Consider the following 25,050-nt stretch of genomic DNA (forward strand, 5'->3'; position numbering starts at 1 on the left):
GCGCCGGCAACGCACACCAGCCACTCGCAGGAGGTTCATCATGACCGGAATTTCATCCTCGACGACCCCAACGACGCGCAGCCTGCGGAAGGACCGTCTGTTCCGCACGGGTTTCGCCGCCACCGTGGTTGCACTGCTGGCGTGCCTGAGCACCCACCTGTTGACGCTGCTGGGCGTCGCCGGAGCGGTCGCCTGGCTGGGCGGGCTGGAGCATGCCCTGGTGCTCGTCACGCTCGGAGCCGCCGCGCTGACGGCGCTCGCCGTCTGGCGGCACCGGCGCGGGGACTGCGCGGTCCACGGCCGGGAGTGACGGTCGCCCTCGGCGGGTGTGCGGCGGGCGCACCCGCCGGACCCCTCAACCGGGCAGACTGTCGGCGCGGGGTCGGAGCAGCCACCGCCCGTAGCGCACCAGCCACAGCAGCCAGCCCAGGCTCCACGCCGGCAGCGCCGCGGCGGCGCCCAGCCGCAGGTACTCGCCCGGCAGCCAGAGCGGTACGGCGGTGCGCAACGCTGCGGCGACGGTGAGCAGGGTTGCGGCCGCCGTCACCGCATACGGCACGGTCAGCGGCCGTCCCGTATGCCGAAGGCCGGCGATGCTCATGACGGTGAGCACCGCCGTTGCCATGGTGCCGATCAGCAGCGCGTGCCGGCCGGCGTATGCCGGGAGCTGCGGGTCGAGACCGGCCCACCCGCGCAGCACCAGTCCGGCGACGAGCCACAGCTGGACGACGATCAGCAGGGCGATGGGGCCGTGCCGCCAGGCCCGGGGCGGCGGCCAGTCGGCCAGGCGTTCCAGCTGGGCGGCGGCCGCGCCCAGCGCGATCCAGCCGGTGGCCGGGTGGACCGGGGCCAGCGCGTCGGCAGCGGTGAAGGCCACCAGGCTCGCGACGGCCAGGGCCTCGCGGCCGGGTCGGGGCCTGTAGGGAGGGCCGCCGGCGCGCGCCTGCGCGAACGTGGCGACCACGGGCAGGATGCGCATGAACGTCATGGCGATGAGGACCAGGTAGAGCCCGGCGGCCAGTCGCAGCACCGCATCCGGGGCAACCGGAAGGACCTCCGCCAGGGCCAGGTGCGCCGCCAGCGGGCAGAATGCGAGCACGGCCACGGCGGCGAGCAGGTCCCGCGGCGGCCGCTGCGGCATGCGCTGCGCGAGCAGCGCTGCCAGCAGCACCGGCAGGAACAGGCTGTCCACGGCGATCGTCACCGCCGGGGGGACGGCTGCACCCGCAAGGTTGAGCGCGCGGCCCGCCAGCCACAACGCCACCAGGGCGGCCAGCCGGCGGCCGGTGATGGGTGCCGCCCCGGTCCAGCTCGGCACGGCGGTGAGGAGAAAGCCGGCCAGCGCCGCCGTGAAGGCGCCGAACAGCAGCTCGTGGCCGTGCCAGTGCAGCGGCGGTAGTGCCATGGGCCACCGGGGACCGACGCCCAGGAGCGCGCCGACCCAGGGTAGCGGCGCCACCATGGCCCATGCCGCCGCCAGCAGGAAGAACGGGCGGAAGCCGTAGGCGAGCAGGGATCTCGGTCCGTTGACGCTCATGCCAGGTAGAAGTCGTCGCCGGGCAGTGTGCCGCCGATCAGCTCCGGGTCCATCTCGGCCATCCGGGAAAAGAACGCTTCCAGCTCCGGGCGCGCCGCGCGGGCGGTCCGGTGCCCCAGCCGGGCGCGGCCCAGGGCCGTGGCCACGGCCGAGGCAGGCAGCCCGGTGACCTCGGATGCGGCTTCCGCGGCGGCTCCGGGATGGGCCGTCACCCAGGCCACGGCGTCGGCGCTCGCCGCGACCAGTGCCTGCACCAGCCCGGGCTCGCGCTCGGCCAGGCGGCGCTCGCAGAGCAGGCCCGCCTGGGGCAGCCGCGGTTCACCGCCGAAGCGGTCGGCCCACACGGCCTGGAGATCCAGCGTAGCAAGTGGTATGCCGACGAGCTCGGCACGCTCGCGTACGAGGGTTGCGGCGGGCTCCGGGAGGACCAGGGCGTCCAGGCGGCGGGCCAGGAACATCTGGGCGGCCTCCACCGGGGTGCCCAGATACACCGCCTCGAGGTCTTTCACCGGGTCGATGCCGGCGGCCTCGAGCAGGCGCCGGAACACCACGTCCGGCATGTCGTCCCGGAACGGTATGCCGACACGCAGGCCGCGCAGGGACGCCAGGCCGTTCGCCGTGCTGCGGCCGGCCACCAGGACGTGGAGCATGCCCCGGACGGTGACGTCCACCAGGCCGACATCCACCCCGCGGTTGTAGAGGTTTGCGGTCACGTTGGTGGGGCTTGCCGCCGCGGCGATCCGGCCGGATGCGATCCAGATGCGCAGCTGATCGGGATTGCGCCACGGACGCAGCGCCAGCCTGAATCCTTCCAGCACCGGGTCCTGCTGTACCAGGCGGTGCAGGTAGACGGCCGGGAGCCCGGGGGGTGTCGCCAGCTCAAGGGTCCGGGAGCGCGACCGGACCGGCCGCATCAGCGTCGCGGCGGGGGCGGCCGCCGCGGCCGCGAGAAGGCGACGGCGCGAGATCATGGCGATGCCTCTTCGTTGGCCAGCGTGAAGGCTGCGTGTACGGCGGGCCGGCGCAGGAGGTCCGCCGCGCCCGTGAACGCCGCCGCATCGTCACCGCCGGCTGCCGTGCAGTGGACCTCGTCGACGATGCGTGCCGGCGATGAGCCGAGAACGGCTATGCGGTCGCCCAGGCGCACCGCTTCCGGGAGGTCATGGGTGACGAACAGCGCGGCCCTGTTCTGCTCGATGCACCGGTGGCGAAGCTCCCGCTGAAGGCTCCCCCGGCGGGTCGGGTCCAGGGCGCCGAACGGCTCGTCCAGGAGCAGAAGCGGTGTGTCCCGCGCAAAGGCGCGGGCGATGGCGACACGCTGCTGCATGCCCCCGGAGAGCTGGGCGGGGTAGGCATCCAGGTAGTCCTCCAGGCCCAGGTCGACCAGAAGGCGTCGCGCGGTCCCCGCGTCGCCGCCGAGGTGAACGTTGTCCAGCACGCGCCGCCAGGGGAGCAGCCGCGGCTCCTGGAAGACGGGGGCATGGCTTCCGAAACGGTTCGTCACCGTGCCCGCATCGGGACGCAGAAGCCCGGCTGCAACGCGGAGCAGCGTGCTCTTGCCGCAGCCCGAGGCGCCGATGAGGCACACGATCTCGCCGGGATGGACGGTGACATCGACGCCCCCGAGGACGTCCCCGGCGCCGAAGCCGTGGCGGATGCCGTCGAGCCGGAGCATTCAGGTCTCCCGCCACTGCTCGACGCGGCGCTGCAGCGGCCGCAGCAGGCCGTGCTCGAGAGCCAGCAGCACCGTGACCACCAGGCAGACCCAGGCCAGCGTCTCCCGGGTGTCGAGGCTCGCGCGGGCGCTTGCCAGCTCGGCACCGATGCCGTCGCCCAGTGCCAGGAGCTCCGTCATCACGGTCACCTTCCAGGCGACGCCCAGCGTCGTGATGAAGGCCGGGAACAGGTACGACAGCAAGTGCGGCAGGTACAGCCAGGTGAGCCGCCTCCAGGCGTTGAACCGGAACGCGTCGGCCATTTCCTCGAGCCGGGGATCCACCGTGCGGGCGCCGGACTGCGCGGCGGCGAACGTCACCGGGAGCGTGGTGGCGACGACGGTGAACACGGGCGTGAGAAGACCGCCCTGGAACCAGAGGATGGCGAGCACCACCCAGGCAATGGGGGGAACGCCGAGCAGAACCGTTGCCAGCGGATCGCACAGTCGTGCGGCCAGCCGCAAGCGACCGGCGAGCAGACCGAGCGTAACCCCGGTCAGCGCCGCCAGCGCGAAGCCGACCAACGCGCGTCGTGCCGTCGCCAGCGCTGCTTCCGCGGCGGCTCCGCTCTGCCACAGCCCCTGGAGGGCGCCGAAAGCGGCCCGCGGGGACGGCAGCAGCAAGTCGCCGTAGCGGGCGCTCGCCAGCTCCCAGAGGGCGAGGAGGGCGCACAGCCCGGCAAGACCCCCGGCGGACCCGAGCAGGGAGCGGGGCAGTCGCGCGAGGCCGGAGAGGCCTGCATGCATCGGCCGGGGGCCGGACTGGGAACGGTGTCGTGTGATATGCAAGGTTTTGATGTATATAATACGAATGATTCGTAATTCTAGAACGTGGAGTGAACGGTTGCCTTGTCCTTGAGCAAATGCGACGCAACCCGGGAGACAGTGCTGCAGCCACGGGACTGGCGATGTCTGCGTGCGACGCATCTGTTCGGCAATCTCGACGAGACATTGCTGGGTGATGCGATCGCCGGCGCCCACGTACGGGATTATGCCGAGGCGCGGTTGCTTTTCCGGCAGGGGAACACGGCGCAGACGTTTTTCGTGGTGCTCGCCGGGTGGGTCAAGGCGTACCGGTTGCAGCCGGACGGCAGTGAGACGGTCGTCATGATCTTCGGTGTCGGGGATACCGTCGCCGAGGCGGCCATCTTCGACGACGCCCGCTACCCCGTGAGCGCGGAAGCCCTGCCGGGGAGCCGTCTGCTGGCCATCCCGGCGCGGGATTTCCTGTCGCTGATCGAGCGCGAGCCCCGGGTTGCGGTGCCCATCATCGCCAGCCTGTCCCGGCGGTTGCGCATGCTCGTCAGCGATCTCGAGGCCAGTCGCGGGGCGCCGACGCACCACCGTCTGGCCCGGCTCCTCCATGGGCTTGCACCGCGCAGCGAAGGGCCGGTAACGCTGCAGCTGCCGTTCGAGAAGTCGCTGCTGGCGCTGCGTCTCGGCATGACGCCGGCGAGCCTGTCGCGGGCGTTCGCGCGCCTGCGCAGCTACGGCGTCGTGACCCGGGGCAGCGAGGTGCGCATCGAGGCGGTGGAATGGCTGCACCGGCTGGTCGACGGTTCTGGACGCTGATTGATCATGGCGTTATCGACGGCCGCTGGACGGCGAGCCGATGACGGCTGCCTGGATGGATGACCGGCTTGCGGAACGGCCAGCGGCGTCTTCCGTTCCCCGGAAGCCGGGGAACGGCTTGGGGCGCCGGTGCGGAGCGCCAATACGCCCTAGATGGAGCCGTACAGCGCCCAGGGAAACGTCTTGTCGCCGTGGAGGACGCCGCTCGCCGTCACGAAACGGCGGGCCGGGATGTCGGCTTCCCCGCTGGTCCGGTCGCGATGATCGTCCGGCTTGCCGGTTTCCCGGATTCCGAACCCCCGGCTCTGGTTGTTCCGGTGCAGGTTGGGATAGAGCGTGTCGATGAAGAACATGGATTGCACCTCCTTCGATTGAGTCGTTGCCGTACCGGGATGCGGTATCGACGTCCGCCGGTACTCCCTTCTGGGGAGAATCGGCACATCCGGTCTTCGCCCGATGCAGGGACAGTATGGGAACGGTCTGTCTTTTCTTGAAGGGCACGAGATGACAATCACAAGTGCCCGGGTTGCATAAATGCACCGGAAGGGCGCTGCGCCCGGGCGACGTCAGGCGGCGGCCTGCTCGCGGAGGCGGGAGAAGCGGGCGGCCTGGGTCGGACAGCCGTGCTCGGGGTGGGCTTCGCCGATGCCGCTGAACATTACCCGGTAGCCGTACTGCCGCGCCAGGCGCAGGCTCCATGCGCGGAAGCGGGAGCGGTTCCATTCGAAGCGATGGTCGGCATCCCGCAACTCGCCGGGCTTCAGGCCGTAGAGCAGGTTGTACTCGTGGTTGGGCGTGGTGATGACCACCGTGCCGGGCCGGGCGCGGCCGAAGAGGTTGTGCTCCAGGGCGGCAAGGCGACGCGGGTCCACGTGCTCGATGGTCTCCACCAGGGCGGCGGCATCGAAGCCCGCCGGCGTGGTGTCGTCTTCCAGGCAGGAGCCCTGGACCAGCGACAGCCGGGCCGCGTCGGCACGCAGGTGATCGGCGAGCTCACGGCGGGCCACGGCCAGCGCCCGGGGAGAGACCTCGATACCGAGGATGCGGCGGAACTGGGTCTCGACGACCGCCTGCTTCAGCAGGGCGCCGGAGCCGCAGCCGATATCCAGCAGCGATCGGGCGTGGCTGTTCACGAGGCTCCCCAGCACGTAGTTCAGCCGTGCCTGGTGGAGTGCAAGGGGTTGGTCCATGGCGCCGTATTCGCCGCAAAAAACGGCGATCATACGCGAGCGTCCGGCGGACGTCAGTAGAAGTCCGCGACCATGGGCTCCAGGAACGCCCCCACCAGGAACGCGACGAAGGCGGCGCCGCCGCCCATCAGCAGCGTCTCCAGGCCGGCGCGCCAGCGGGTGATGTCGAGGATCACCCCCTTCGCGTAGCCGATGCCGAACAGCGCAACGGCAGTGATCACGGCCGTTACGGCAAAGTACTGGTTGCCGGACAGCGCGGGGATCAGGAACGGCATCAGGGGGACGAAACCCACCAGCACGAAGGTGGCGAAGGTCGCCATGCCCGCCCGGCCGGCGGACGGGCCGGTGAGCGGCAGGCCGTGCTCTTCCATGAGCATTGTGTTCACCCAGAGCCGGCGGTCGCCGGTGATGGTGTCGACGATGTTCTCCAGCGCCTCCCCGCGGAAGCCCTTGGCCTCGAAGATGGCGCGGATCTCCTCGCGCTCGCCCGCGGGGTCGACGGTCACGTGGCGATTCTCCTGCTCCCGGAACCGGCGCCGGGCGTCCTCGTTGCTCTTGACGGCCTGGTAGTTGCTGACCCCCATGCTGAACGCGTCCGCCACCAGGCTGGCGAGTCCCAGCACCAGGGCGACCATGCCGGGCAGCCCGGCGCCGGCGACGCTCGCCACCACGGCCAGCGTGGTCACGCAGCCGTCGATGCCGCCGAGAATGGCGTCGGGCAGATAGCTGGGCTGGTTGCCGCCGGCCAGGCGCTGGCGGATGGCCTGCGGGTCGTGGCTGTGCTCGAGCTGTCGCGGCATGGCGGCCGTTCTCCCGTTCGTCTTGTCTCGCCGGGACGCGTCGGCCGGCAGCCGTGGCCGCCGAGGGTCCCCCGGGGTGGTTGCCAGTAGCGCCGGCGGGTCTGGCGCTCCGGCGGACCGTGTCGTATTGTGCCGTGCCGATTCGGAACTACACATCAGGGAACAGGGGTGAATGGCTGTATGCGCGGAATACTGCTGGCCGGCGCCATCCTCGGATTCCTGGCGGTCGTTGTCGGTGCGCTCGCCGGGCACGCCCTGCAGCCGCACGTGAGCCCGGACATCTGGCGGCAGGTCACCACGGCCATGGCGTATCACCGCTTCGGCGCCATCATGACCACGGCGCTGGGGCTGGCGATGCTGGCCGTGCACGAGCCGCGGCTGCTGCGGTGCCTGGCGGCGGGCGGGTGGCTGTTCACCGCGGGGACGCTGCTTTTCAGCTTCAGCATCTACCTGCGGGCGTTGCTGGATGCGCCCGCGCTGACGGCGGCGACACCCGTCGGCGGCACCCTGCTGATCATCGCCTGGGTGCCGCTGGCCTGGGCCGGCGTGATGGAGCTCCGGGCCCGGCCGGCGAGCCGCTGACCGGGCGCGACGGGTGCCGGTGGGTCAGGCCGCGTCCAGGAGGGCGTACAGCTCGCGGCGGCGCTGGTCGTCCACGAACGCGGTATCGATGGCGTTGCGGGTGAAGCCGCGCAATGTGTCGCGGTCCAGGTCGAATGCCTGCGCCACGGCGCGGAAGTTCGCGTTCATGTAGCCGCCGAAGTAGGCGGGATCGTCGGAGTTGATGGTCACCTTCAGCCCCGCCTCCAGCAGCCGCGGCAGATTGTGCTCCTCGATGCGGTCGAAGACCTTGAGCTTTACGTTGGCCAGCGGGCACACCGTCAGCGGGGTTTGTGCCCGGCGCAGGTGCTCCACCAGCTCGGCGTCGCCGGTGCACTGCACGCCGTGGTCCACCCGCTCGACCCCCAGGCGCCGGACGGCCTGCCAGATGTACTCCGGCGGCCCTTCCTCGCCGGCGTGAGCGACGATGTGGAAGCCCTCGTCGCGCACCATGGCGAAGACCCGCTCGAACTTCTCCGGTGGATGGCCGGTCTCGGCCGAGTCCAGGCCGATGCCGACGAAGTGCTCCCGCCACGGCAGGGCGGTGCGGAAGGTCTCGATGGCCGACTCCTCGGACAGGTCGCGCAGGAAGCAGAGGATGAGCCCGGTACTCAGCCCGAGTTGCGCCTCGGCGTCCGCGCGGGCACGCGCAATGCCCCGGACGACGGTCTCGAAGGGGATGCCGCGCTCGGTATGGGTCTGCGGGTCGAAGAACATCTCCGTGTGTACAACATTCTCGTCCGCACAGCGGCGCAGGTAGGCCCAGGTCAGGTCGTAGAAATCCTGCTCGGTCTGCAGCACCCGCGCGCCGTTGTAGTAGAGGTTCAGGAACGACTGCAGGTCCTTGAATTCATAGGCCGCGCGCACGCTGTCCACGTCCGGGTAGGGGAGGTCGATGCCGTTGCGCTCGGCCAGCCGGAACATCAGGGCCGGCTCCAGCGTGCCTTCCAGATGAACGTGGAGCTCGACCTTCGGCAGGGTGTCGATGAACTGTTCCAATTTGTGCCTCCCGGCATGCCTGATTTGTATACATTACCATTGTCGCGGCCTGGCGGATGCTGTCAACGGCGGCGGCCTCCCCGCCGGCGCGTCTGCTAGACTGCCGTTCATGCCCGGCTCGGCAGTGGGGGAGCAGCGTGGCTGAATTACTGGAATTCCGTACGGTTGCGCTCTACGAGGTGTTCCTGCGCGTCGCCTTCGCCGGCGGGTTCGGGCTGGCGCTCGGCCTGGAGCGGGACTGGAAGAACAAGCCCATGGATTTCCGGGCGTTCGTCATCGTCGCCGTGACCTCCTGCATGATTGCCATCATGGCGCAGGAGGTGTACGCGGACTACCAGTCCTCGGACAACACCATCCGCCTGGATTTCATGGCGATCATCTCGGGCGTGCTCACCGGCATCGGCTTCCTGGGGGCGGGCGCCATCCTGCGCAGCGACGGCGGGCGGGTGGTCGGCACGGCCACCGGGGCGAGCATCTGGGCGTCCGGCGGCATCGGGCTGACCCTCGGGTTCGGCTTCTACGTGCTCTCCGCCATCAGCTTCGTGGCCATTTTCGGGCTGCTGCTCGTGTCCGGCATCCTCATGCGGCGGGGCGACGTCAATGGGGGCGAGCGCGGACGGAGGGACGGCGGCCCTTCCTGACCGGGCGGCATCGGGCTCTGGCGGGTGGATAGCGGCCGCTGGTATGGTATCCGCCTGGCCCGTCGCTACAGCTGTCCCCTTGCCCATGCCCGAGTTCGCGGAGCTCCTTTCTGCGCTGATGCCGTACCAGTGGCAGCCGATGGTGACCCTGGTCTGCGGCGCCGCGCTGCTGCTGTACCTGTCCGGCCTGGCGCGGGGCGCTGCTCCCGGCTTCTGGCGGAACTTCGCGTTCTTCCTCGGGCTGGGGCTGATGTACGGGGTCACCCAGACCCAGTTCGACTACTTCTCCCAGTACGTGTTCTTCATCCACCGCATCCAGCACCTGGTGCTGCACCACGTGGCGGCCATGATGCTGGTGCTGGCCAACCCGCTGCCGGTGCTGGCCCGGGGCACGCCGCAGCCGCTGCGCGACAACCTGCTCGCGCCGCTGTGGCGGAGCGCGCCGGTGCGCACGGGTTATGCGGTGCTCCAGCAGCCGGCGGTGGCGGCGTTCCTGTTTGCCGGGCTGGTGTATTTCTGGCTGATCCCCAGCATCCATTTCGACGCCATGCTCAGCGGCTGGCTGTACAGCGTCATGAACTGGAGCATGGCCCTGGACGGGCTGCTGTTCTGGTGGCTGGTGCTCAACCCGCATGCTCCCGGCTCCGGGCGGCACTGCCTCGGCTACGGCATGCGCTGCATCCTGCTGGCGGCAGTGGCATTCCCGCAGATCATCCTGGGTGCCTACATCTTCTTCTACGGCACGGGGATCTACGAGTTCTACGAGGTCTGCGGCAGCCCCTGGCCCATCGATACCGATACGGATCGCGTGCTGGGCGGCCTGATCACCTGGATCCCGCCGGCGATGATGAGCGTGGTGGGCCTGCTGGTGGTTCTGTCCCAGATGTTCAGGCAGGAGAAGCGGGAAGCCGAGCGCCTGGGGCAGGGTGCCCCCGCCACGGGGTCGACGGCCTGAGGCCAAGGACCATGTCATTCGCGGAGAGACGCATGCCACGCTGGATTGTCACCCTGGTGCTGCTGAGCGGGCTCGCCGTCGCTGGTTGCGGCGGCGGGCAGGACTGGCAGACCAAGGATATCTCGCAGCTGATGCCGGAGCTGCAGTTCACCCTGACCGACGAGCACGGCGAGGAGGTCACGGCCGACGCCTATGAAGGCAGGGCCGTGCTGATGTTCTTCGGCTTTACCCACTGCCCGGATGTCTGCCCGGCGACCATGGCGCGGATCGCCGGCTGGCTCGGGCAGCTGCCCGAGGCCGACCGCGAGCGGATCCGGGTGCTGTTCGTCAGCGTCGACCCGGACCGGGACGACCCGGAGCGGCTGCGCAGCTACACGGCGCACTTCCACGAGGCGATCACGGGCCTGACCGGCACCCAGGAGCAGCTGCGCCGCCTGAGCAAGCGCTATCGCGTCACCTACGGCTACGGCGACAAGGACGGCAGCGGCGACTACGACGTCTCCCACAGCGCGGGGATCTATGGCTTCGCCGCCGACGGCGAGGCACGGGTGCTGATCCGCCAGAGCGATGACCGGGAGGCGGTTCTCGACGATCTCCGGCGCCTCGCCGGGACGGCCGGCTGAGGCGGTCAGACGGCCGTCCCGGCGAGGGCTCCCGTCTGCACGCGCCACTGGGCGGCGTACAGGCCGTCGGCGGCGACGAGCTCGTCGTGGGTGCCCCGTTCGACGATGCGCCCGTGCTCCATCACGGCGATCTGGTCTGCGTGGACGATGGTCGACAGGCGATGGGCGATCATGAGGATGGTGCGCTCGTGGGCCATGCGTCGAAGCGACGTCTGGATGGCCGCCTCCGTCTCGTTGTCGACGGCGCTGGTCGCCTCGTCGAGGATCAAGATCGGCGGGTCCTTGAGCAGGGCCCGCGCCAGGGACAGCCGCTGTCTCTGGCCGCCCGACAGGCGCACGCCGCGCTCGCCGACCCGGGCATCGAGGCCATCGGGCAGCCGGTTGATGAACTCCCACGCCTCCGCCGTCCGCGCCGCCTGGATGATATCCGCCTCGCTCGCGTCCCGGCGGCCGTAGGCGATGTTCTCCCGGATACTGCCCTCGAACAGGTACACGTCCTGGCTGACCAGCCCGATGGCGCGCCGCAGCGCCTGCAGGCGGAGCGTCGTGATGGGCTGGCCGTCGATGCGGATGTCGCCCGCCGTCGGGTCGTGGAACCGCAGCAGCAGGTTGATGAGCGTGGACTTGCCGGCCCCGGTGGCGCCGATCAGGGCCACGGTGTGGCCCGCCGGCACGGTGAGGTCGATGGATTCCAGTGCCGGCGTGCCGTCGCTGTAGCGGAAGCGCACGCCTTCGAACGCGATCGCCCCGCGGACGGGTTGCGCCGGGTCCTGCCCGCCGGTATCGCGGATGCGGATGGGCGAGGCCAGCAGGTCGAGGATCCGGCGGGTGCTGGCCATGGCCCGCTCGAACAGGTCGATGACCTCGGCCATGCCCGTCAGCGGCCACAGCAGGCGCTGGGTGAGGAAGACGAGCACGCCGTAGGCGCCGACGTTCAGCTCGCCCCGGATAGCCAGCATGCCGCCGACGGTGAACGTGGCCAGGAAGCCCGTCAGCACCGCCATGCGGATCACCGGGATGAACGCCGAGCTGACCCGGATCGCCCGGCGGTTGGCCTCGACGTAGTCCTCGCTGGCCCGGCGCAGGCGGTCCGCCTCGTAGGGCTCCGCCGTGAAGCTCTTGATGGTGGCGATGCCGGCGATGTTGGCATGCAGCCGGTTCGCCAGGTCGGCGACGCGCTCGCGCACGGCACCGTACAGGGGGCCGGCCCGGCGCTGGAAGTAGAACGCCCCCCAGATGATCACCGGGATGGGCGTGAACGCGAGCGCGGCGATGAGCGGCGACAGCACCAGGAAGACCGCACCCACGGCGACCACGGTGACCAGCACCTGGATCATGGCGTTGGCACCGCCGTCCAGGAAGCGCTCCAGCTGGTTGATGTCGTCGTTCATGGTCGCGACCAGGTCGCCCGAGCTGCGTGCCTCGAAGAAGTCCATGTCCTGGTTCTGCACGTGCTCGTAGGCGTCCTGCCGCAGATCCGCCTGCAGGCGCTGGGCGAGATTCCGCCAGAGGATCTGGTAGAGGTACTCGAACAGGGATTCGCCCGCCCAGACGAAGAATGTCAGCCCGCCCAGCAGCAGGATCTGCTCCTGGGCCGAAGTGAACCCGAGCGCGGCGACGAAGCTGTCCTCCTGGTTGACCACCACGTCGATGGCCACGCCGATGAGGATTTCCGGGGCGATGTCGAAGAGCTTGTTGACCACCGAGCACGTCGTCGCCGCCGCGATGCGGCGCCGGTAGCCGCGGGCGTAGCGCAGCAGGCGGCCGAGAGCGTGGAAGCTGGAGGTGTTGGCGGACATCTCGACTCGTGTTGTTGAGGGTGGTCATCCCGGTGCGCGATCCCGGTGATCCGGCGAGCGGGAACTCCACCACGTCCGTCATCGCCTCCGCAAGAGCGGGCGCATGGGGATTTGCATATACAAATGCGACTGATTACGATTCATTACTCTGTTACTCGTCACTAGAACGCTCTCGCTTGGCCAGTCGCAAGGAGTCCCGCATGCCTTTGCCGCCATGCCCGTCCGGACCACGCAGCCCTGCTTCGCGCAAGTGGACGCCTCTTTCCGCAGCCATGATGGTAACGGCGGCCATTGGCTGGAACGCGGCTGCCCACGCCCAGAACGACACGGTGACCCTGGATGTCATCGAGGTCGGCACCGCGCTGAAGCTCGACGCGCCCATGGTCGAGACGCCGCGTCCGGTATCCAGCGTCGACCGCGAGGAGCTCGAGGAGCGCAACGTCCAGCACCTGGACGAGACCTTCCGCTATCGCGCCGGCGTGCGATCCGGGCATTACGGCGCCGACAACGATACCGACTGGCTGAAGGTGCGCGGTTTCGACCACGCCACCTACCAGGACGGCCTGCGCGTCTACCGCGAGGGCTATTACCAGTGGCTCCCCGAGCCCTACGGCCTGGAGCGCGTGGACGTGCTCAAGGGGCCGTCGTCCATCCTCTACGGCGAGGCGCCCCCGGGCGGGCTGATCAACGCCATCAGCAAGCGGCCCACGGCGGAATCCCGGGGTCGTCTGGACCTGCAGGCGGGCAACCGGGAGCATCGGCAGCTCGGCATCGATACCTCCGGGCCGCTTACCGGCGACGGCGACGTGCGCTACCGCCTGGTGGGCACCTACAAGTACCGCGAGGGCGATCTCGATCACACCGAGAACGAGCGCTTCTATCTCGCCCCGAGCCTGGAGGTCGACCTGACCAACGACACCATGCTGACCCTGCGCGGGAGCCTGCAGCACGATGATGCCGTCCCGGTCAACGCGTTCAAGCTCCCCTACGGCACCGTGGAGGACACGCCGTTCGGCAAGGTCGATCCGTCCACCAACCTGGGCGAGCCCGGGTACGAGCGCAACGACCGGGAGCAGTACGCACTCGGCTACGAGCTCCGGCATTTCTTCAACGATACCTGGTCGTTCGAGCAGCGCACCCGGTACAGCCGCATGCAGCTCGACCTTCGCAGCGTCTACGCGTCAGCGATGGTCAACGCCCGGGAGGCGTCGCGGGGGCTGGTGTACCGGGACGGCACCACCCGCAGCTGGACGACCGACAACCGCCTCACGGGCTACTGGTCCGGCGGCGGCTTCGAGAACACCCTACTGCTAGGGGTGGATTACCAGGATCTGAAGACCGAGGGCGACGAGGCGGATCTGTTCTCCTTCGGCTCCCCCATCGACATTTTTGATCCCGTGTACGGCAACTTCACCCCGGTGAGCGACAGCCAGCTCGAGGAGCGGCGCAACACCCGTGAGCAGCTGGGCGTCTATGCGCAGAACCAGCTGGTGCTTGCCGACCGTTGGATTCTGCTGGGCGGAGCCCGCTTCGACCAGGCGGAGACCACCACCCGGAACCGTACGACCGGCACCAGCGAGCGCGCGGAGGCCGACGAGCTGTCCCTGTCCGGCGGGCTGATGTACCGCAGCGCAGCGGGGGTCAACCCGTACCTGAGCTACCAGGAATCGTTCGAGCCGGTCTCCGGCGTCGACAGCAGCGGTGACCTCTATGAGCCCAGGGAAGGCAGGCAGTGGGAGCTGGGCGTGAAGGTGGCTCCGCCCGGGTGGAACGGCTATCTGACCGCCGCCGCGTTCGACCTGCGCGAGGACAATACGCTGATCTCCGACGGCTCCGGCCGGCAGGTGCAGGCCGGGGAGCGTACCTCCACCGGCTTCGAGCTGGAGACCGTGGGCTACCTGACCGACCGCCTCCAGGCGACCTTCGCCTATACCTACACCGACGCCCGGCAGGACGAGTCGGCGAGCCAGCAGGACCAGCGGGCCCCGCTGATTCCGCGCCATCAGGCATCGGCGTGGCTCGACTATGTATTCACGGATGGCACCCTGGACGGACTCAAGCTCGGCGGCGGCGTCCGCTACGTCGGCGAGACCGAGGACGGCGCCACGCAGGTTGCGGACTACACGGTTGCCGACGCCATGGCCCGCTATGACCTCACGCCGCAGTGGCACGTGCAGGTCAACGTCGCCAACGTCACGGACGAGGAGTACGTGGCGAGCTGCGAGTACTGGTGCTACTACGGCGAATCCCGCAGCATTACGGCCAGCACGGCGTACCGGTGGTGAGGCGGACGGCGGGAGGCGGTTGGCCTCCCGTGCACAATTACATCGTTTGACAACATTATTCCTGTGTCTATAGAATTTCACGCCCTGTTTTTATTGCCCGATGCCGCCGGTGCGTGCGCCCATGCCCCGATCGTTCGCGGAATCCAGACCCGGTCCACCCGCCGACGCCGAGCGCCACGCCAAGGCGTTCCAGAAAGCCCGTGACGCCCGTCGCACCGAGCTCATCGAGGACTACGTCGAGCTGATCGCGGACTTCATGGAGCTGCACGGCGAGGCGCGGCAGGTGGACATCGCCCAGCGTCTCGGGGTAGCGCAGCCCACCGTCGCCAAGATGCTCAAGCGCCTGGCCGAGGAGGGGCTCATTACGCGGCGTCCCTACCGCGGCGTGTTCCTGACCGAGGCGGGGCAGCGCATCGCCGAGGAGAGCCGGCGCCGGCACGAGATCGTCGAGGGCTTCCTGCGGGCGCTCGGCGTCAGCGAGGACGTGGCCAAGAACGACGCCGAGGGCATGGAGCACCACGTCAGCGACGAGACCCTGCAGGCGTTCGAGCGGTATCTCCGCGCGCACCGCGAGTGACGGCAGCCGGCTCCGGAGGCTCCCGGCCCGCCCGCGCAAGTGTGGGCGCGTGGCGCAAGCGCGCCGCCGTCCCGGGGGCGCCGGCCGCGGCCGTCGTTCGGGCAGGGGCTGATCAGATCTCCGCCGGGGCCCACGGCTCGGTCAGTGCGCGCGCCGTCTCACGGCCCCGGGGCGTGAGATACAGCATATCGCCCTCACGCAGCACCAGGCCGTGCTTCAGGCTGCGTGCCAGCACGGCCCGGGCCCTGGCCGTGCTCCAGCCGAGATGATGCTCGAGCGCGGAGACGACGTTCTCCTCATCGACGCGTGCCGAGCGCTCGTGCTCGTACAGGTGGACGACCAGCGTTCGTGACGCATCCGCATGGCGTTGCCCGAAGCGCCGCCATTCCTGGGCCAGCAGACCGTGACGCGGGCCGAGCAGAAAGGCCAGGAGCAGGAATGCCCCGGTCATCAGCGCCATCATGCCGCCGATGGACACGTCCGCGGCGACCGCGAGCCAGTAGCCCGAGATGCTGGAAGCCACCCCGATTCCGGCGCCGATCAGGAGCATGGGCACCAGCCGGTCCGTCAGCAGGTACGCGGCTGTCGGCGGTACGATGACGAACGCAACGAACAGCACGGCGCCCACCGCGTCGAAGGCCGCGACGGCCGTGGTACTGGTCAGGGCGAGCAGTGCGTAGAACAGCACACCGGGCGCAAAGCCGAGGGCGGCCGCAAGCTGCGGATCGAAGGTCGAGAGCTTGAGCTCCTTGAAGAAGAAGACGACAAAGGCGGCGTCCAGCAACGTCACGAGCCCCATCCAGATGATCGCGTTCGGGACGTCGAGGCCCGCGATTGCCGTGGTATCGAGCCAGACGAAGCCGATCTCGCCCAGCAGCACGGTGTGCTCGTCGATGTGCACATCCCGGGCGTAGAGATTGAACAGAAGCACGCCGGCGGCGAACAGGGCGGGAAAGACGAGACCGATGGCCGCGTCGTTCTTGACCCGGCGCGTTCTGGCCACGAGCTCGGTGAGAAACACCGTGAGAACCCCGGTCAGCGCCGCCCCGACAATCTGCACCGGGCCGCTCTGGGCGCGGGTGAGCAGCCAGACGATGACGATGCCGAACACGATGGAGTGGCTGATGGCGTCGGAGAGCATGGCGTTGCGGCGCAGGACCAGGAACGTTCCCACCAGCGAGCCGGCCACGCCGACCAGGGCGCCGGTGAGGATGATCATGAGCGTGGAGTTGCCGAACAACGCCTGCATGGTCACGCCATCTCCGGGGTCATGGTCTTGAGCACGCGTTCCGCCTCGCGCCGCCCGGCCTCGGTGAGCACCCAGTGCCGGCCCTCGCCGGGCATGTGCGCGACCGGCTCGACCAGGCCGCGCCGTTGGAGCTGGCGCAGGGCGCGCTGGGTGCGCGTGCCGTGGAAGCTGTCGAGCATGCCGGTCTCTGCCGGGTAGTCCGGGTCCCGGTGGTGGGCGGCCAGCTTGTACAGCGTCGTCAGCATCTGGCGCTGGCCGATGGTGCGGCGATCGCGCCAGTGGCGGATCTGCTCCCAGAGAACGCCGCGCCCCGGGGCGAGCAGGATGGACACGGCCACGATCGCGGTGGCGGCCAGCACCACCAAGGGCCCGGTGGCGAGGTTCTGCACCGAGGCGCTGATGAGCGCGCCGACCAGGCCGGAGACGATGCCGACGCCGACGGCGAGCAGAACCATGTGCTCGAGGCGCTTGACCCACTGGCGGGCCGCCACCGCCGGGGCGATGACCATGGAGGTCATCAGCACCACGCCGACCATCTGAAGGCCGATCACCACCGCCAGGGCGATCATTGCGGTCAGAACCGTCTCCAGCAGCGCGACGGGCAGGCCGACGGCCCGGGCGAACTCCGGGTCGAAGGTGACCAGCTTGAACTGCTTCCAGCAGCCCAGCACGAGGGCGACGGCGGCGATCGTCACGCCGCCCATGAGCCACAGGTCGGAGCGCAGCGTTGCCGCCGCCTGCCCGAACAGGAACGTGTCGAGCCCGCCCTGGGAAGCATTCGACTGCCCCTGGATGTAGGTCAGCAGCACCACGCCGGCGGCGAAGGTGAGGCCGAGGGCGCTGCCCAGGCCCGCATCCGTCTTGATCCGGGTGCGCCGCGTCAACGCGAGCACGAACAGCGCGGCGAGGATCGACGTGCCCAGCGCGCCCGCCATGATCCAGCCCATGTCGCGGGTGCCGGCGATGAGAAAGCCGATGCACACGCCGGGGAGGGCGGCGTGGGCGAGCGTGTCGCCGAGCAGGCTCTGCTGGCGCAGCACCGCGAAGCAGCCGAGCACGCCGCTGGCGATGCCGAGCAGAACCGCACCCATGGCGACATTCTGTACCGTGTAGTCGGACAGGAGCTCGACAAGGCCCGTCATGCGTCGTTCTCCTGGGGGGCGTCAGGCCCGCGGGGGCCTTCGAAAGCCTCGCGCTCGAGAAGCGCGATGCGCCCGCCGTACGCCCGCTTCAGGTGCTCACCGGTATACACGTCGGCGACGCGCCCCTGCGCCACCACGCGCACATTGAGAATCGCCAGCCAGTCGAAGTAGTCGCGCACCGTCTGCAGGTCGTGATGGACCACGATCACCGTCTTGCCCGCATCGCGAAGCTCCTTCAGCAGGCCGACGATGACGCGCTCGGTGGTGGCATCCACGCCGGCCATGGGCTCATCCAGGAAGTACACGTCGGCTTCCTGGATCAGGGCCCGGGCAAGGAACACCCTCTGCTGCTGCCCGCCGGAGAGCTGGCTGATCTGGCGTCCGGCCAGGTGCTCCATCTGTACGGTCTCCAGGGCGCGCCGGGCGCGCTCGCGCTCCCGGGCGCCGGGCCAGCGCAGCCAGCCCAGGTGGCCGTAGCGCCCCATCATGACGACGTCGAGCACGGTGGTCGGGAAATCCCAGTCCACGCTGGAGCGCTGGGGCACGTAGCCGATGCGGCGCCGCTGCGCGCGCGGCGACCGGCCGTGGATGCAGACGTGACCGGCGGTCGGTCGCGCGAGACCGAGAACCGCCTTGAGGAGCGTGCTCTTGCCGGCACCGTTCGGCCCGATGATCGCGGCCATGACCCCGGGCGGCACGTTCAGGTCAATATCCCAGAGGACGGGCTTGCCCTCGTAGGCGACGGTCAGGTCCTCGACGTGCAGTGCCAGGTCGGGCTCGTGGAGCCCGTGGTATGACGCGCTGTCGGCGGCACGTTTGCGCAGCGTGCTGAACAGTGCCATCACTCGCCCCCGTTCTCTCCGGTGTCCCAGCGCTGCGCCCAGCCGGAGAGGGCGTCGGGCCAGGGGGCCGGTTCGCCGCCCAGCGCCTCGACAATCGTGATGGTGTTGGAGCGGAGCATGCCGATGTAGGTGCCTTCGGCCGTGCCGGGTTCGCCCATGGCGTCGGAGAACAGCTCACCGCCGATGGCTACCTCGTGGCCGCGATCGGCCGCCCCGTCGACCACGGCCTCGATGGTCCGCGGGTTGATGGTGCTCTCGATGAACACGGCGGGCACGCCCCGCTCGACCACCGTGGCGACCATTCTGCGGATGTCGGCGATGCCGGCCTCGCTCTCCGTGCTGATGCCCTGAATGCCCTCGACCTCGATGCCGTACGCCCGCCCGTAGTAGGCGAAGGCATCGTGCGCCGTGACCAGGACGCGCTGGCGCTCGGGGATGGTGGCAATGCTCTCGCCGATCCAGGCGTCCAGCGCCGCGAGCTGCTCGCGGTAGTCCGAGGCCCGCTGCTGCATTGCATCGGCGCAATCCGGCGCGATCTCCGCGAGCGCCTCCGCGAGCGTCGGCGCGATCCGGCTCCAGAGCCCGACGTCCATCCACAGATGGGGGTCGATGCCGTAGATGTCCTGCACCGTGATCAGCTCGGCCGTGTCGATGGACGACGGTGCAACGGCCACCGTAGGCTTGCGCTCACCGAACTTGCCCAGCACCTCGCCGAGCTGGCCCTCCAGCGAGTAGCCCGCATAGAAAATGGTATCGGCCTGCTCGAAGGCGCGTACGTCGCTGGCCTTCGCCTGGTAGAGGTGCGGGTCGACCCCGGGGCCCATGAGGGTGTCGACGCGGACACAGTCACCGGCGACATTCGCGGCGACGTCGCCGATCATCGCGATCGTCGCCACGGCCCGGGGCGACTGCGTATCGGCGCTCGCGGCGCTCGTGCAGAGCAGGAGTGCCGCCAGGCCGGCGAAAGCCCGGGCGAGTCGGTTCGGTGCTGCGGTCATTGCGACGGCTCCTCGGTTACGGTGTAAGGGTAGCCGAGACCAACCGGGAAAGCCCCTGCGGCGGCGGGATCCGGGCAGCTCCGGGCGGCCCGGTACGCCCCGTGCGCACGCCCGGTCCGGGAGATGCGCCGCCGAGGTTAGCCTCTGCTAATTTTCATTTTAGCCAAAGCTAATCATTCGAGACAAGACACGATTTGCCCGCAGGCTGCGGTTCGGCCCCCGACCGCGGCCTGCATCGGGTGGGTTGGCTGCCGCCGGGGCGCGGCGACCCCGGGGCGTGGTCTACGGCGACCGGCAGGGCAGGGCCCAGTCGTCGCGGCACGGAAGGGCGCGGACGAGCCGCTGGTGAAACGGGGCAAGGTCGTCCGCGTCCGGCGGGCGCCAGGTGTCCAGGTCCAGTGCAGCTAGGTCCGCGGCGTAGCCCTCCGCGCCCTCATGCCAGAAGAACACGGCGAGCTGGACCCGGTGGGGCTGCAGGGGCGGGAGCGTGTTGTAAAAGGCGCCGGGCGGCCCGTCGCGCCCCGGCAGGCGGCGCCGCTCGCCGAGCCAGCCGCGGAACATGTAGAAGGCGTCGTCGGGCGGCAGGAACGCGAGCGTGTAGTCGACCTGCCGGGCGGGATCCGTGACGTCGTCACCGGAGATCCACGGCGGATCCTCGCCGCGGAGCAGGTACGGGGCGGTGTCGCCGTCCAGGAAGCGCACCGCCCGGTGCGTGCGGCGCCCCGGCGCGTGCGGGAACAGCGCGTGGGATGCCTCGGCGACATCCACCGCCACCCGCCCGTCACCATCCAGGGCGATGCGGCCGGGGTGATCCGCCGCCGCGGGCGCGTCCACCAGGACATAGGTCCGCATGTAGTTGTGCTGCTGCATGGTCGCGGCGACGGGAATCAGGTCCGCCGGTGCTGCGGTGGCCGGATCGGCGCCGTTACGGGGGACCAGGGTCAGGGTGACCGCGGCATAGTGGTCCAGCTGGTGCCAGTCGTCCGCGTCGCCCACCCAGTCGAGCAGGGTGCGTTGCCAGCCGGGAATGCCGGTGCCGATGCCGGACCGGCGGAAGACCAGGTGATAGGTGAGGAAAATCGCCGCCACCGGCTCGGCCGTGCCGGGTAGCCGCAGCGTGTCGCGGTCCACGTGCGCGGGAACGACCGGGGTGCCGCCGTCGGCCTTGCCTTCATGCACGAACACGGCCCCGGGGTCGTCCCGGTACGCGTTGAGCCGCTCCCGGTCGACCCTGGAGGAGACGTGCTCGCCGGAGCCGTCGTAGAGGCTGCCTTCGGCGATGTAGTCGTCGTAGAAGGAGATGGGGCCGGTCTCCGCGGGCGGCACATGGAAGCGCGGACGGAACGCCTCGAGCCAGCGCCGCTCGCGCGCGCTCGGGGGCGCATCCGAGGGCGGGCGCGCCTCCAGATAGCGTGCGAAACCGGGGTGCTGCGAGAAGTTCGCCTCGTCCAGCGTGCAGGCGGCGAGCAATGCCGCCGTGGCCAGGACGGCCGCGAGCCGGCCTCGCGGCGGCGCCCCGTCCGCGTTCAGCCGTTGCCGCGTCATGTCCGTGCCCGCGTCCCGGGCCTTACGGGCTCCCGTACCGGGCGAGGACCTCCGCGCCGGTGAGGCGCTCGGCGTCGCCGGCGAGCTCGTAGTAGTCCGGCTTCTCGTCGATGAAGATCTCGTGGGCGAGTCGCCAGGGCCCGTCGGTCTCCAGCAGGCCGATCGGTACGGCCAGCAGGCCTCCTTCCCGCAGCCGGTAGTACAGATGCGTGCCGCAGCGGCTGCAGAACGCGCGCTCGGCCCAGTCGGAGGAGACGTACGTGGTCACGTGCTCCCCTCCGGACAGTTCCATGTCCTCGGCGCAGTGCGCCACGATCAGCGGCCCGCCGCCCCACCGGCGGCACATGGTGCAGTGGCAGGCGTCCAGGTGCCGGCTGTGGGGCCGTACGCGCATGGTGACGGCGCCGCACAGGCAGCGGCCGTTGATGGTTTCGTTGTCGGGCATGCTCCTGACTCCGTTGCTGCTGCCGTTGTCCGAACGCAAGCATAGCTCGACGACGGCGCTTCTCCACCGCGCGTCAGCCGAGCGCGTCCCTTGTCAGGGCCGCAAGCACGATGGTGACAACCGTCTCGAACGCGGCGTCAATGCCGGGTTGCTGCCATTCGCGGCTGTGGGCCGGGTGGTGAAAGCGCATCGTGGCATCGAACACGCCGCGCGCGGCGGCGTCGGGGTCGCTCACGCGGAAGCGTCCCTCGCTGACACCGTCCCGGAGGATGCGGGCGATCTGCCCGATCAGCTCGTCCACATGCGCATCCACCACGCCCCGCGCCCGCTCGGCCAGCGCGTGGTAGGTGGCGAACAGCTCCGGGTCGTCGAGCACCTTGCGGCGCTTCGCGGCGGCGAGCGACTCAAGCCATCGCCGGAGCCGCTCGTCCGCCGGGCCCGGCTCGCCGGCGATGGCGGCGAGCGGCGACGCCACCCGTGCCAGCCAGCGCTCGGCCACGGCGTCCTGCAGCGCCGCCTTGGTCGGGAAGTGCCGGTAGATGCTGCCGTGGCTGACGTCGAGGGCGCGGGCGACGTCCACCACGGTGGTCTTGCCGATGCCGTGGCGGCGGAGCATGTTTTCGGCCGCGTCGAGGATGCGGTCCGGGGTCAGGGCGTCGTCGTTCAACGGCTGTGCGTGTCTCCAGTTCGCTCGCTGTCGAGCAGGGCCATCTGCGCGGCATCATAGCGCTCGCCGGCGACGGCGTTCTTCGGGATGGCCGCCTCGATGCGCGCAAGATCATCGGTGGTCAACGCCACGTCCAGCGCGCCCAGGGACTCCTGCAGCCGCTGCCGGCTGCGGGCGCCGACCAGCGGAATGATATCGCTTCCCTGGGCGAGGACCCAGGCGATCGCCATCTGCGCGGTGGTCACGTTCTTCTCCCCGGCGATGGTGTGCAGAGCCTGCACCAATGCCAGGTTGCTGTCGAGGTTGTCGCCGCGGAAGCGGGGCAGGCGACTGCGGAAATCCCCCTCCTTGAGGGAGTCCGGCCCCGACCAGTGGCCGGACAGCAGCCCCCGGGAGAGGACGCCGTAGGCGCTCACCGAGATGCCGAGCTCCCGGCAGGCGGGGAGGATCGCCTCCTCGATGTTCCGGGTCAGCAGCGAGTACTCGATCTGCAGCCAGGCGACGGGGTGCTCGGCATGGGCTCGCCGGAGGGTGTCGGCTCCGGCCTCCGACAGCCCGATGAAGCGCACATGACCGGCGTCCTTCATGTCGCGGATGGCGCCGACGGTCTCCTCGATGGCGACGTTCGGGTCCACGCGCGCGGGTTGGTAGAGGTCGACATAGTCGGTGCCCAGCCGGGTCAGCGTGTGGGCGAGGCTGTTCTTCACCGCCGCCGGGCTGCAGTCGAGGCCGATGAAGTTGCCGGCCGGGTCCCGCCGGGGACCGAACTTCACGGCAATGAAGACGTCCTCGCGGCGGTGGTGCCGGAGCGCCTCCCGGATGAGAAGCTCGTTGTGGCCCATGCCGTACAAGTCCCCCGTATCAAGAAGCGTAATGCCGCGGTCGATCGCCTCGTGCACGGTGGCCAGGCTCTCCTGCCGCTCGGCCGGGCCGTAGAGATCCGACATCCCCATGCAGCCGAGCCCGAGCGCGGACGTGGTGACGCCCGTCGTACCGATCGTGCGTTGCATCATCATGGTTGCCTCCGTACTGCTCGTGTGTTGACAGGGGGTCATCATGGATGATCAAGTGACAAATGACAATACTTGTCAGTCAAAAAGGAGGACGTTATGCCAACCGTTCGCGTAACCGTGCCGCAGGGTGACCTGACGGAGGACCAGAAGCGGGATGTCGTGGAGAGGCTGACCGAGACCGTGGGCAGCTACTACCAGGAGGAGAAGGAAGAGGATATCCGCTCCTTCGTCATGGTGCAGATCAACGAAACGGCGCCCGGGGGCTACGCCGTGGGAGGCGAGATCATCGGCTGATCCGCGAGTGGCGGGCCCGCCGGCGTGGCGGGCCCGCTCGCGTCGCTCCGCGGTCCGGTCGATGCCCGGTTTTCAGCCGCCCGTTCCGGCGTGACGATCCCCCGGAAGGTTCGTGTAGACTTGATCCCATGGCGCAAGCGGCGGAGCGACCCATGCAGACCCGGCTCACCGACCGTTACGACATCCGGTTTCCCATCGTCAGTGCCCCCATGGCGCTGGTCGCCGGCGGGCGCCTGGCGGCCGCCGTCACCGATGCCGGGGGCCTGGGCCTGGTCGGCGGCGGCTACGCCGGCACCGCCAGCGGCGAGCCGGAGCTGGCGGCGGAACTGGAGCAGGTCCGGGGCCGGCCCTTCGGGGTCGGGTTCATTACCTGGGCACTGGAAAAGGCCCCGCAGCGGCTGGACGAGGCGCTGGCCCACGGGCCCGCCTGCGTGTTCCTGTCCTTCGGCGATCCGCGCCCGTTCGCCGGGCGCATCCATGACGCGGGGGCCCGCCTGATCTGCCAGGTGCAGTCGCTACGCCACGTCCACGAGGCCATCGATGCCGGAGCGGACGGCATCGTCGCACAGGGCACCGAGGCGGGCGGCCACGGCGCCGGCCGCTCGACGCTGCCGTTCGTGCCGGAGGTCGCCGACCTCCTGCGCCAGCGTGCCCCGGAGACCCTGCTGCTGGCCGCCGGCGGCATCGCCGACGGCCGCGGGCTGGCGGCCGCGCTCATGCTGGGCGCCGACGGCGCTGTCGTCGGGACCCGGTTCTGGGCCTGCCAGGAGGCCCTGACGCCGTCCGCTGCCGTGGAGCGGGCGGTGGTATCCACCGGCGACCAGACCGTCCGCACCCGCGCCATCGACGCCCTGCGCGGGGTGCCGTGGCCCGGGGAGTTCTCCTTCCGGGTCGTGGAGAACGCCCTGACCCGCGAGTGGGCGCATCGCGAGAGCGACGCGGCGGCCCGCTATGGCAGTCTTGCCCAGGCCTACGACGAGGCCCGTGCCCGCGGCGACATGGACACGGTGGCCACCGTCGCCGGCGAGGTCGTGGGGCTCATCCAGGGGCGGCCGCCCGCTGCAGCGATCATCGACGACATGGTCAATGGCGCCCGGGAGCGTCTCCAGCGGGGGTGCGCTCTCGATTTTCGCACCTGAGGGTGTGGTCCGGCACGCCCGGGAGGACGGCATGAAGAAGATCGACACCGACCGGCTCGACCGGATCACCGCCGGGGCCCGTCGCGCGGCCGAGGAGCGGGACCGGGGCTACCGCGAGCGCGCCCTGAAGCTCTTCCCCTGGGTCTGCGGGCGGTGCGGGCGCGAGTTCACGCGGGCCAACCTGCGCGAGCTGACCGTCCACCACCGGGATCACGACCACGAGAACAATCCGCCGGACGGCAGCAACTGGGAGCTGCTGTGCCTGTACTGCCACGACAACGAGCACCAGCGCGCCCTAGAGGCCCGCCCCGACGACGGTGCCGCCGAGGACAAGAGCACGGGGGCGACCCATACGCCGTTCGCGAACCTCAAGGACCTGCTCGGCAAGGATTAGTGTCCTGTAACCCAAGTTCGTTCTGGGCAG

Annotated in this window: 28 protein-coding genes; 11 read left to right on the forward strand and 17 right to left on the reverse strand. The window is 69.9% G+C overall.

Features of this window, described 5'->3' with window-relative positions; translation table 11 throughout:
• Window positions 1-40: 40 nt before the first annotated feature.
• On the forward strand, window positions 41-310 hold the full coding sequence (locus QWY84_RS17805) for a hypothetical protein (RefSeq protein WP_290204263.1): 270 nt from the start codon (window positions 41-43) through the stop codon (window positions 308-310).
• A 45-nt stretch (window positions 311-355) separates the two neighbouring features.
• Here QWY84_RS17805 and QWY84_RS17810 read toward each other — a convergent pair whose 3' ends face one another.
• The 4 genes from QWY84_RS17810 to QWY84_RS17825 are packed head-to-tail and all read right to left on the reverse strand — an operon-like array spanning window position 356 to window position 3,998.
• The gene (locus QWY84_RS17810; protein WP_290204264.1) at window positions 356-1,537 is read right to left on the reverse strand and encodes an NnrS family protein; all 1,182 of its coding nucleotides are present in this window, start codon (window positions 1,535-1,537) and stop codon (window positions 356-358) included.
• Entirely contained in the window at window positions 1,534-2,508 is a 975-nt protein-coding gene (locus tag QWY84_RS17815; RefSeq protein ID WP_290204266.1) for an ABC transporter substrate-binding protein, read from the reverse strand. The genes QWY84_RS17810 and QWY84_RS17815 overlap by 4 nt, the downstream gene beginning before the upstream one ends.
• Window positions 2,505-3,212 (reverse strand): ABC transporter ATP-binding protein, encoded by a 708-nt coding sequence (locus QWY84_RS17820; RefSeq protein ID WP_290204267.1) that lies wholly within the window; start codon window positions 3,210-3,212, stop codon window positions 2,505-2,507. Before QWY84_RS17820 ends, QWY84_RS17815 begins: the two co-directional genes overlap by 4 nt.
• Window positions 3,213-3,998 carry an ABC transporter permease gene (locus tag QWY84_RS17825; protein WP_290204268.1) on the reverse strand — a complete coding sequence of 262 codons (786 nt, stop codon included), beginning with the start codon at window positions 3,996-3,998 and terminating at the stop codon, window positions 3,213-3,215.
• 138 nt (window positions 3,999-4,136) lie between these two features.
• On the opposite strand from QWY84_RS17825, the gene QWY84_RS17830 reads away from it, so the two are divergent.
• On the forward strand, window positions 4,137-4,823 hold the full coding sequence (locus QWY84_RS17830; RefSeq protein ID WP_290204270.1) for a Crp/Fnr family transcriptional regulator: 687 nt from the start codon (window positions 4,137-4,139) through the stop codon (window positions 4,821-4,823).
• A gap of 149 nt (window positions 4,824-4,972) precedes the next feature.
• Here QWY84_RS17830 and QWY84_RS17835 read toward each other — a convergent pair whose 3' ends face one another.
• The 3 genes from QWY84_RS17835 to QWY84_RS17845 all read right to left on the reverse strand — a co-directional run bounded on the left by QWY84_RS17835 (window position 4,973) and on the right by QWY84_RS17845 (window position 6,813).
• Window positions 4,973-5,176, reverse strand: a complete 204-nt coding sequence (locus QWY84_RS17835) for a hypothetical protein (RefSeq protein ID WP_290204272.1) — start codon at window positions 5,174-5,176, stop codon at window positions 4,973-4,975.
• A gap of 213 nt (window positions 5,177-5,389) precedes the next feature.
• Complete coding sequence (locus tag QWY84_RS17840) at window positions 5,390-6,013, reverse strand: methyltransferase (protein ID WP_290204273.1); 624 nt, start codon at window positions 6,011-6,013, stop codon at window positions 5,390-5,392.
• 53 nt (window positions 6,014-6,066) lie between these two features.
• The gene (locus tag QWY84_RS17845; RefSeq protein ID WP_290204274.1) at window positions 6,067-6,813 is read right to left on the reverse strand and encodes a VIT1/CCC1 transporter family protein; all 747 of its coding nucleotides are present in this window, start codon (window positions 6,811-6,813) and stop codon (window positions 6,067-6,069) included.
• A gap of 180 nt (window positions 6,814-6,993) precedes the next feature.
• On the opposite strand from QWY84_RS17845, the gene QWY84_RS17850 reads away from it, so the two are divergent.
• A complete protein-coding gene (locus QWY84_RS17850; RefSeq protein ID WP_290204275.1) occupies window positions 6,994-7,395 on the forward strand; it encodes a DUF423 domain-containing protein in 402 nt (133 codons plus the stop codon).
• A 24-nt stretch (window positions 7,396-7,419) separates the two neighbouring features.
• On the opposite strand, the gene QWY84_RS17855 is transcribed toward QWY84_RS17850, so the two are convergent.
• On the reverse strand, window positions 7,420-8,412 hold the full coding sequence (locus tag QWY84_RS17855; RefSeq protein WP_290204276.1) for an adenosine deaminase: 993 nt from the start codon (window positions 8,410-8,412) through the stop codon (window positions 7,420-7,422).
• Window positions 8,413-8,549: 137 nt separating this feature from the next.
• Here QWY84_RS17855 and QWY84_RS17860 point away from each other — a divergent pair, with 137 nt between their 5' ends.
• From QWY84_RS17860 to QWY84_RS17870, 3 genes are all read left to right on the forward strand, one after another.
• Window positions 8,550-9,053 carry an MgtC/SapB family protein gene (locus tag QWY84_RS17860; protein WP_290204278.1) on the forward strand — a complete coding sequence of 168 codons (504 nt, stop codon included), beginning with the start codon at window positions 8,550-8,552 and terminating at the stop codon, window positions 9,051-9,053.
• Between the two features lie 85 nt (window positions 9,054-9,138).
• The gene (locus QWY84_RS17865) at window positions 9,139-10,008 is read left to right on the forward strand and encodes a cytochrome c oxidase assembly protein (protein ID WP_290204279.1); all 870 of its coding nucleotides are present in this window, start codon (window positions 9,139-9,141) and stop codon (window positions 10,006-10,008) included.
• Between the two features lie 32 nt (window positions 10,009-10,040).
• Window positions 10,041-10,631, forward strand: coding sequence for an SCO family protein (locus QWY84_RS17870; protein ID WP_290204280.1), 591 nt, complete (start codon window positions 10,041-10,043; stop codon window positions 10,629-10,631).
• A gap of 5 nt (window positions 10,632-10,636) precedes the next feature.
• On the opposite strand, the gene QWY84_RS17875 is transcribed toward QWY84_RS17870, so the two are convergent.
• On the reverse strand, window positions 10,637-12,430 hold the full coding sequence (locus tag QWY84_RS17875) for an ABC transporter ATP-binding protein (RefSeq protein ID WP_290204281.1): 1,794 nt from the start codon (window positions 12,428-12,430) through the stop codon (window positions 10,637-10,639).
• A 272-nt stretch (window positions 12,431-12,702) separates the two neighbouring features.
• Between QWY84_RS17875 and QWY84_RS17880 the strand changes: the two genes are divergently transcribed.
• Window positions 12,703-14,715: a TonB-dependent siderophore receptor gene (locus QWY84_RS17880; RefSeq protein ID WP_290204283.1), complete on the forward strand. Its 2,013-nt coding sequence runs from the start codon at window positions 12,703-12,705 to the stop codon at window positions 14,713-14,715.
• Between the two features lie 121 nt (window positions 14,716-14,836).
• Entirely contained in the window at window positions 14,837-15,292 is a 456-nt protein-coding gene (gene mntR / locus QWY84_RS17885) for a manganese-binding transcriptional regulator MntR (protein ID WP_290204284.1), read from the forward strand.
• Between the two features lie 112 nt (window positions 15,293-15,404).
• Here the strand turns inward: mntR and QWY84_RS17890 are convergent, their stop codons facing one another.
• From QWY84_RS17890 to QWY84_RS17925, 8 genes are all read right to left on the reverse strand, one after another.
• A complete protein-coding gene (locus QWY84_RS17890; RefSeq protein ID WP_290204669.1) occupies window positions 15,405-16,541 on the reverse strand; it encodes a metal ABC transporter permease in 1,137 nt (378 codons plus the stop codon).
• A gap of 2 nt (window positions 16,542-16,543) precedes the next feature.
• Window positions 16,544-17,683, reverse strand: a complete 1,140-nt coding sequence (locus QWY84_RS17895) for a metal ABC transporter permease (RefSeq protein ID WP_290204285.1) — start codon at window positions 17,681-17,683, stop codon at window positions 16,544-16,546.
• A complete protein-coding gene (locus tag QWY84_RS17900; RefSeq protein ID WP_290204287.1) occupies window positions 17,680-18,525 on the reverse strand; it encodes a metal ABC transporter ATP-binding protein in 846 nt (281 codons plus the stop codon). Before QWY84_RS17900 ends, QWY84_RS17895 begins: the two co-directional genes overlap by 4 nt.
• On the reverse strand, window positions 18,525-19,523 hold the full coding sequence (locus QWY84_RS17905; protein ID WP_290204288.1) for a metal ABC transporter solute-binding protein, Zn/Mn family: 999 nt from the start codon (window positions 19,521-19,523) through the stop codon (window positions 18,525-18,527). The genes QWY84_RS17900 and QWY84_RS17905 overlap by 1 nt, the downstream gene beginning before the upstream one ends.
• 282 nt (window positions 19,524-19,805) lie before the next feature.
• The gene (locus QWY84_RS17910) at window positions 19,806-21,068 is read right to left on the reverse strand and encodes a hypothetical protein (RefSeq protein WP_290204289.1); all 1,263 of its coding nucleotides are present in this window, start codon (window positions 21,066-21,068) and stop codon (window positions 19,806-19,808) included.
• Between the two features lie 22 nt (window positions 21,069-21,090).
• Window positions 21,091-21,513: a GFA family protein gene (locus QWY84_RS17915; RefSeq protein WP_290204291.1), complete on the reverse strand. Its 423-nt coding sequence runs from the start codon at window positions 21,511-21,513 to the stop codon at window positions 21,091-21,093.
• Between the two features lie 73 nt (window positions 21,514-21,586).
• Window positions 21,587-22,180 carry a TetR/AcrR family transcriptional regulator gene (locus QWY84_RS17920; protein WP_290204292.1) on the reverse strand — a complete coding sequence of 198 codons (594 nt, stop codon included), beginning with the start codon at window positions 22,178-22,180 and terminating at the stop codon, window positions 21,587-21,589.
• The gene (locus tag QWY84_RS17925; protein WP_290204293.1) at window positions 22,177-23,196 is read right to left on the reverse strand and encodes an aldo/keto reductase; all 1,020 of its coding nucleotides are present in this window, start codon (window positions 23,194-23,196) and stop codon (window positions 22,177-22,179) included. The genes QWY84_RS17920 and QWY84_RS17925 overlap by 4 nt, the downstream gene beginning before the upstream one ends.
• 93 nt (window positions 23,197-23,289) lie before the next feature.
• On the opposite strand from QWY84_RS17925, the gene QWY84_RS17930 reads away from it, so the two are divergent.
• From QWY84_RS17930 to QWY84_RS17940, 3 genes are all read left to right on the forward strand, one after another.
• A complete protein-coding gene (locus QWY84_RS17930) occupies window positions 23,290-23,487 on the forward strand; it encodes a tautomerase family protein (protein ID WP_290204294.1) in 198 nt (65 codons plus the stop codon).
• 152 nt (window positions 23,488-23,639) lie between these two features.
• On the forward strand, window positions 23,640-24,626 hold the full coding sequence (locus QWY84_RS17935) for an NAD(P)H-dependent flavin oxidoreductase (RefSeq protein ID WP_290204295.1): 987 nt from the start codon (window positions 23,640-23,642) through the stop codon (window positions 24,624-24,626).
• 31 nt (window positions 24,627-24,657) lie between these two features.
• On the forward strand, window positions 24,658-25,020 hold the full coding sequence (locus QWY84_RS17940) for a YajD family HNH nuclease (RefSeq protein ID WP_290204296.1): 363 nt from the start codon (window positions 24,658-24,660) through the stop codon (window positions 25,018-25,020).
• Window positions 25,021-25,050 lie beyond the last annotated feature (30 nt).

Source organism: Aquisalimonas lutea (genome assembly GCF_030409225.1).
In the GTDB taxonomy this organism is placed as follows: domain Bacteria; phylum Pseudomonadota; class Gammaproteobacteria; order Nitrococcales; family Aquisalimonadaceae; genus Aquisalimonas; species Aquisalimonas lutea.

Coding starts and splice junctions, on each gene's coding strand:
- QWY84_RS17820 (WP_290204267.1), bottom strand. CDS start 3,212: ATGCTCCGGCTCGACGGCATCCGCCACGGCTTCGGCGCCGGGGACGTC.
- QWY84_RS17915 (WP_290204291.1), bottom strand. CDS start 21,513: ATGCCCGACAACGAAACCATCAACGGCCGCTGCCTGTGCGGCGCCGTC.
- QWY84_RS17935 (WP_290204295.1), top strand. CDS start 23,640: ATGCAGACCCGGCTCACCGACCGTTACGACATCCGGTTTCCCATCGTC.
- QWY84_RS17810 (WP_290204264.1), bottom strand. CDS start 1,537: ATGAGCGTCAACGGACCGAGATCCCTGCTCGCCTACGGCTTCCGCCCG.
- QWY84_RS17840 (WP_290204273.1), bottom strand. CDS start 6,013: ATGGACCAACCCCTTGCACTCCACCAGGCACGGCTGAACTACGTGCTG.
- QWY84_RS17865 (WP_290204279.1), top strand. CDS start 9,139: ATGCCCGAGTTCGCGGAGCTCCTTTCTGCGCTGATGCCGTACCAGTGG.
- QWY84_RS17910 (WP_290204289.1), bottom strand. CDS start 21,068: ATGACGCGGCAACGGCTGAACGCGGACGGGGCGCCGCCGCGAGGCCGG.
- QWY84_RS17895 (WP_290204285.1), bottom strand. CDS start 17,683: ATGACGGGCCTTGTCGAGCTCCTGTCCGACTACACGGTACAGAATGTC.
- QWY84_RS17835 (WP_290204272.1), bottom strand. CDS start 5,176: ATGTTCTTCATCGACACGCTCTATCCCAACCTGCACCGGAACAACCAG.
- QWY84_RS17805 (WP_290204263.1), top strand. CDS start 41: ATGACCGGAATTTCATCCTCGACGACCCCAACGACGCGCAGCCTGCGG.
- QWY84_RS17825 (WP_290204268.1), bottom strand. CDS start 3,998: ATGCATGCAGGCCTCTCCGGCCTCGCGCGACTGCCCCGCTCCCTGCTC.
- QWY84_RS17930 (WP_290204294.1), top strand. CDS start 23,290: ATGCCAACCGTTCGCGTAACCGTGCCGCAGGGTGACCTGACGGAGGAC.
- mntR (WP_290204284.1), top strand. CDS start 14,837: ATGCCCCGATCGTTCGCGGAATCCAGACCCGGTCCACCCGCCGACGCC.
- QWY84_RS17900 (WP_290204287.1), bottom strand. CDS start 18,525: ATGGCACTGTTCAGCACGCTGCGCAAACGTGCCGCCGACAGCGCGTCA.
- QWY84_RS17890 (WP_290204669.1), bottom strand. CDS start 16,541: ATGCAGGCGTTGTTCGGCAACTCCACGCTCATGATCATCCTCACCGGC.
- QWY84_RS17815 (WP_290204266.1), bottom strand. CDS start 2,508: ATGATCTCGCGCCGTCGCCTTCTCGCGGCCGCGGCGGCCGCCCCCGCC.
- QWY84_RS17905 (WP_290204288.1), bottom strand. CDS start 19,523: ATGACCGCAGCACCGAACCGACTCGCCCGGGCTTTCGCCGGCCTGGCG.
- QWY84_RS17850 (WP_290204275.1), top strand. CDS start 6,994: ATGCGCGGAATACTGCTGGCCGGCGCCATCCTCGGATTCCTGGCGGTC.
- QWY84_RS17845 (WP_290204274.1), bottom strand. CDS start 6,813: ATGCCGCGACAGCTCGAGCACAGCCACGACCCGCAGGCCATCCGCCAG.
- QWY84_RS17925 (WP_290204293.1), bottom strand. CDS start 23,196: ATGATGATGCAACGCACGATCGGTACGACGGGCGTCACCACGTCCGCG.
- QWY84_RS17870 (WP_290204280.1), top strand. CDS start 10,041: ATGCCACGCTGGATTGTCACCCTGGTGCTGCTGAGCGGGCTCGCCGTC.
- QWY84_RS17940 (WP_290204296.1), top strand. CDS start 24,658: ATGAAGAAGATCGACACCGACCGGCTCGACCGGATCACCGCCGGGGCC.
- QWY84_RS17875 (WP_290204281.1), bottom strand. CDS start 12,430: ATGTCCGCCAACACCTCCAGCTTCCACGCTCTCGGCCGCCTGCTGCGC.
- QWY84_RS17880 (WP_290204283.1), top strand. CDS start 12,703: ATGATGGTAACGGCGGCCATTGGCTGGAACGCGGCTGCCCACGCCCAG.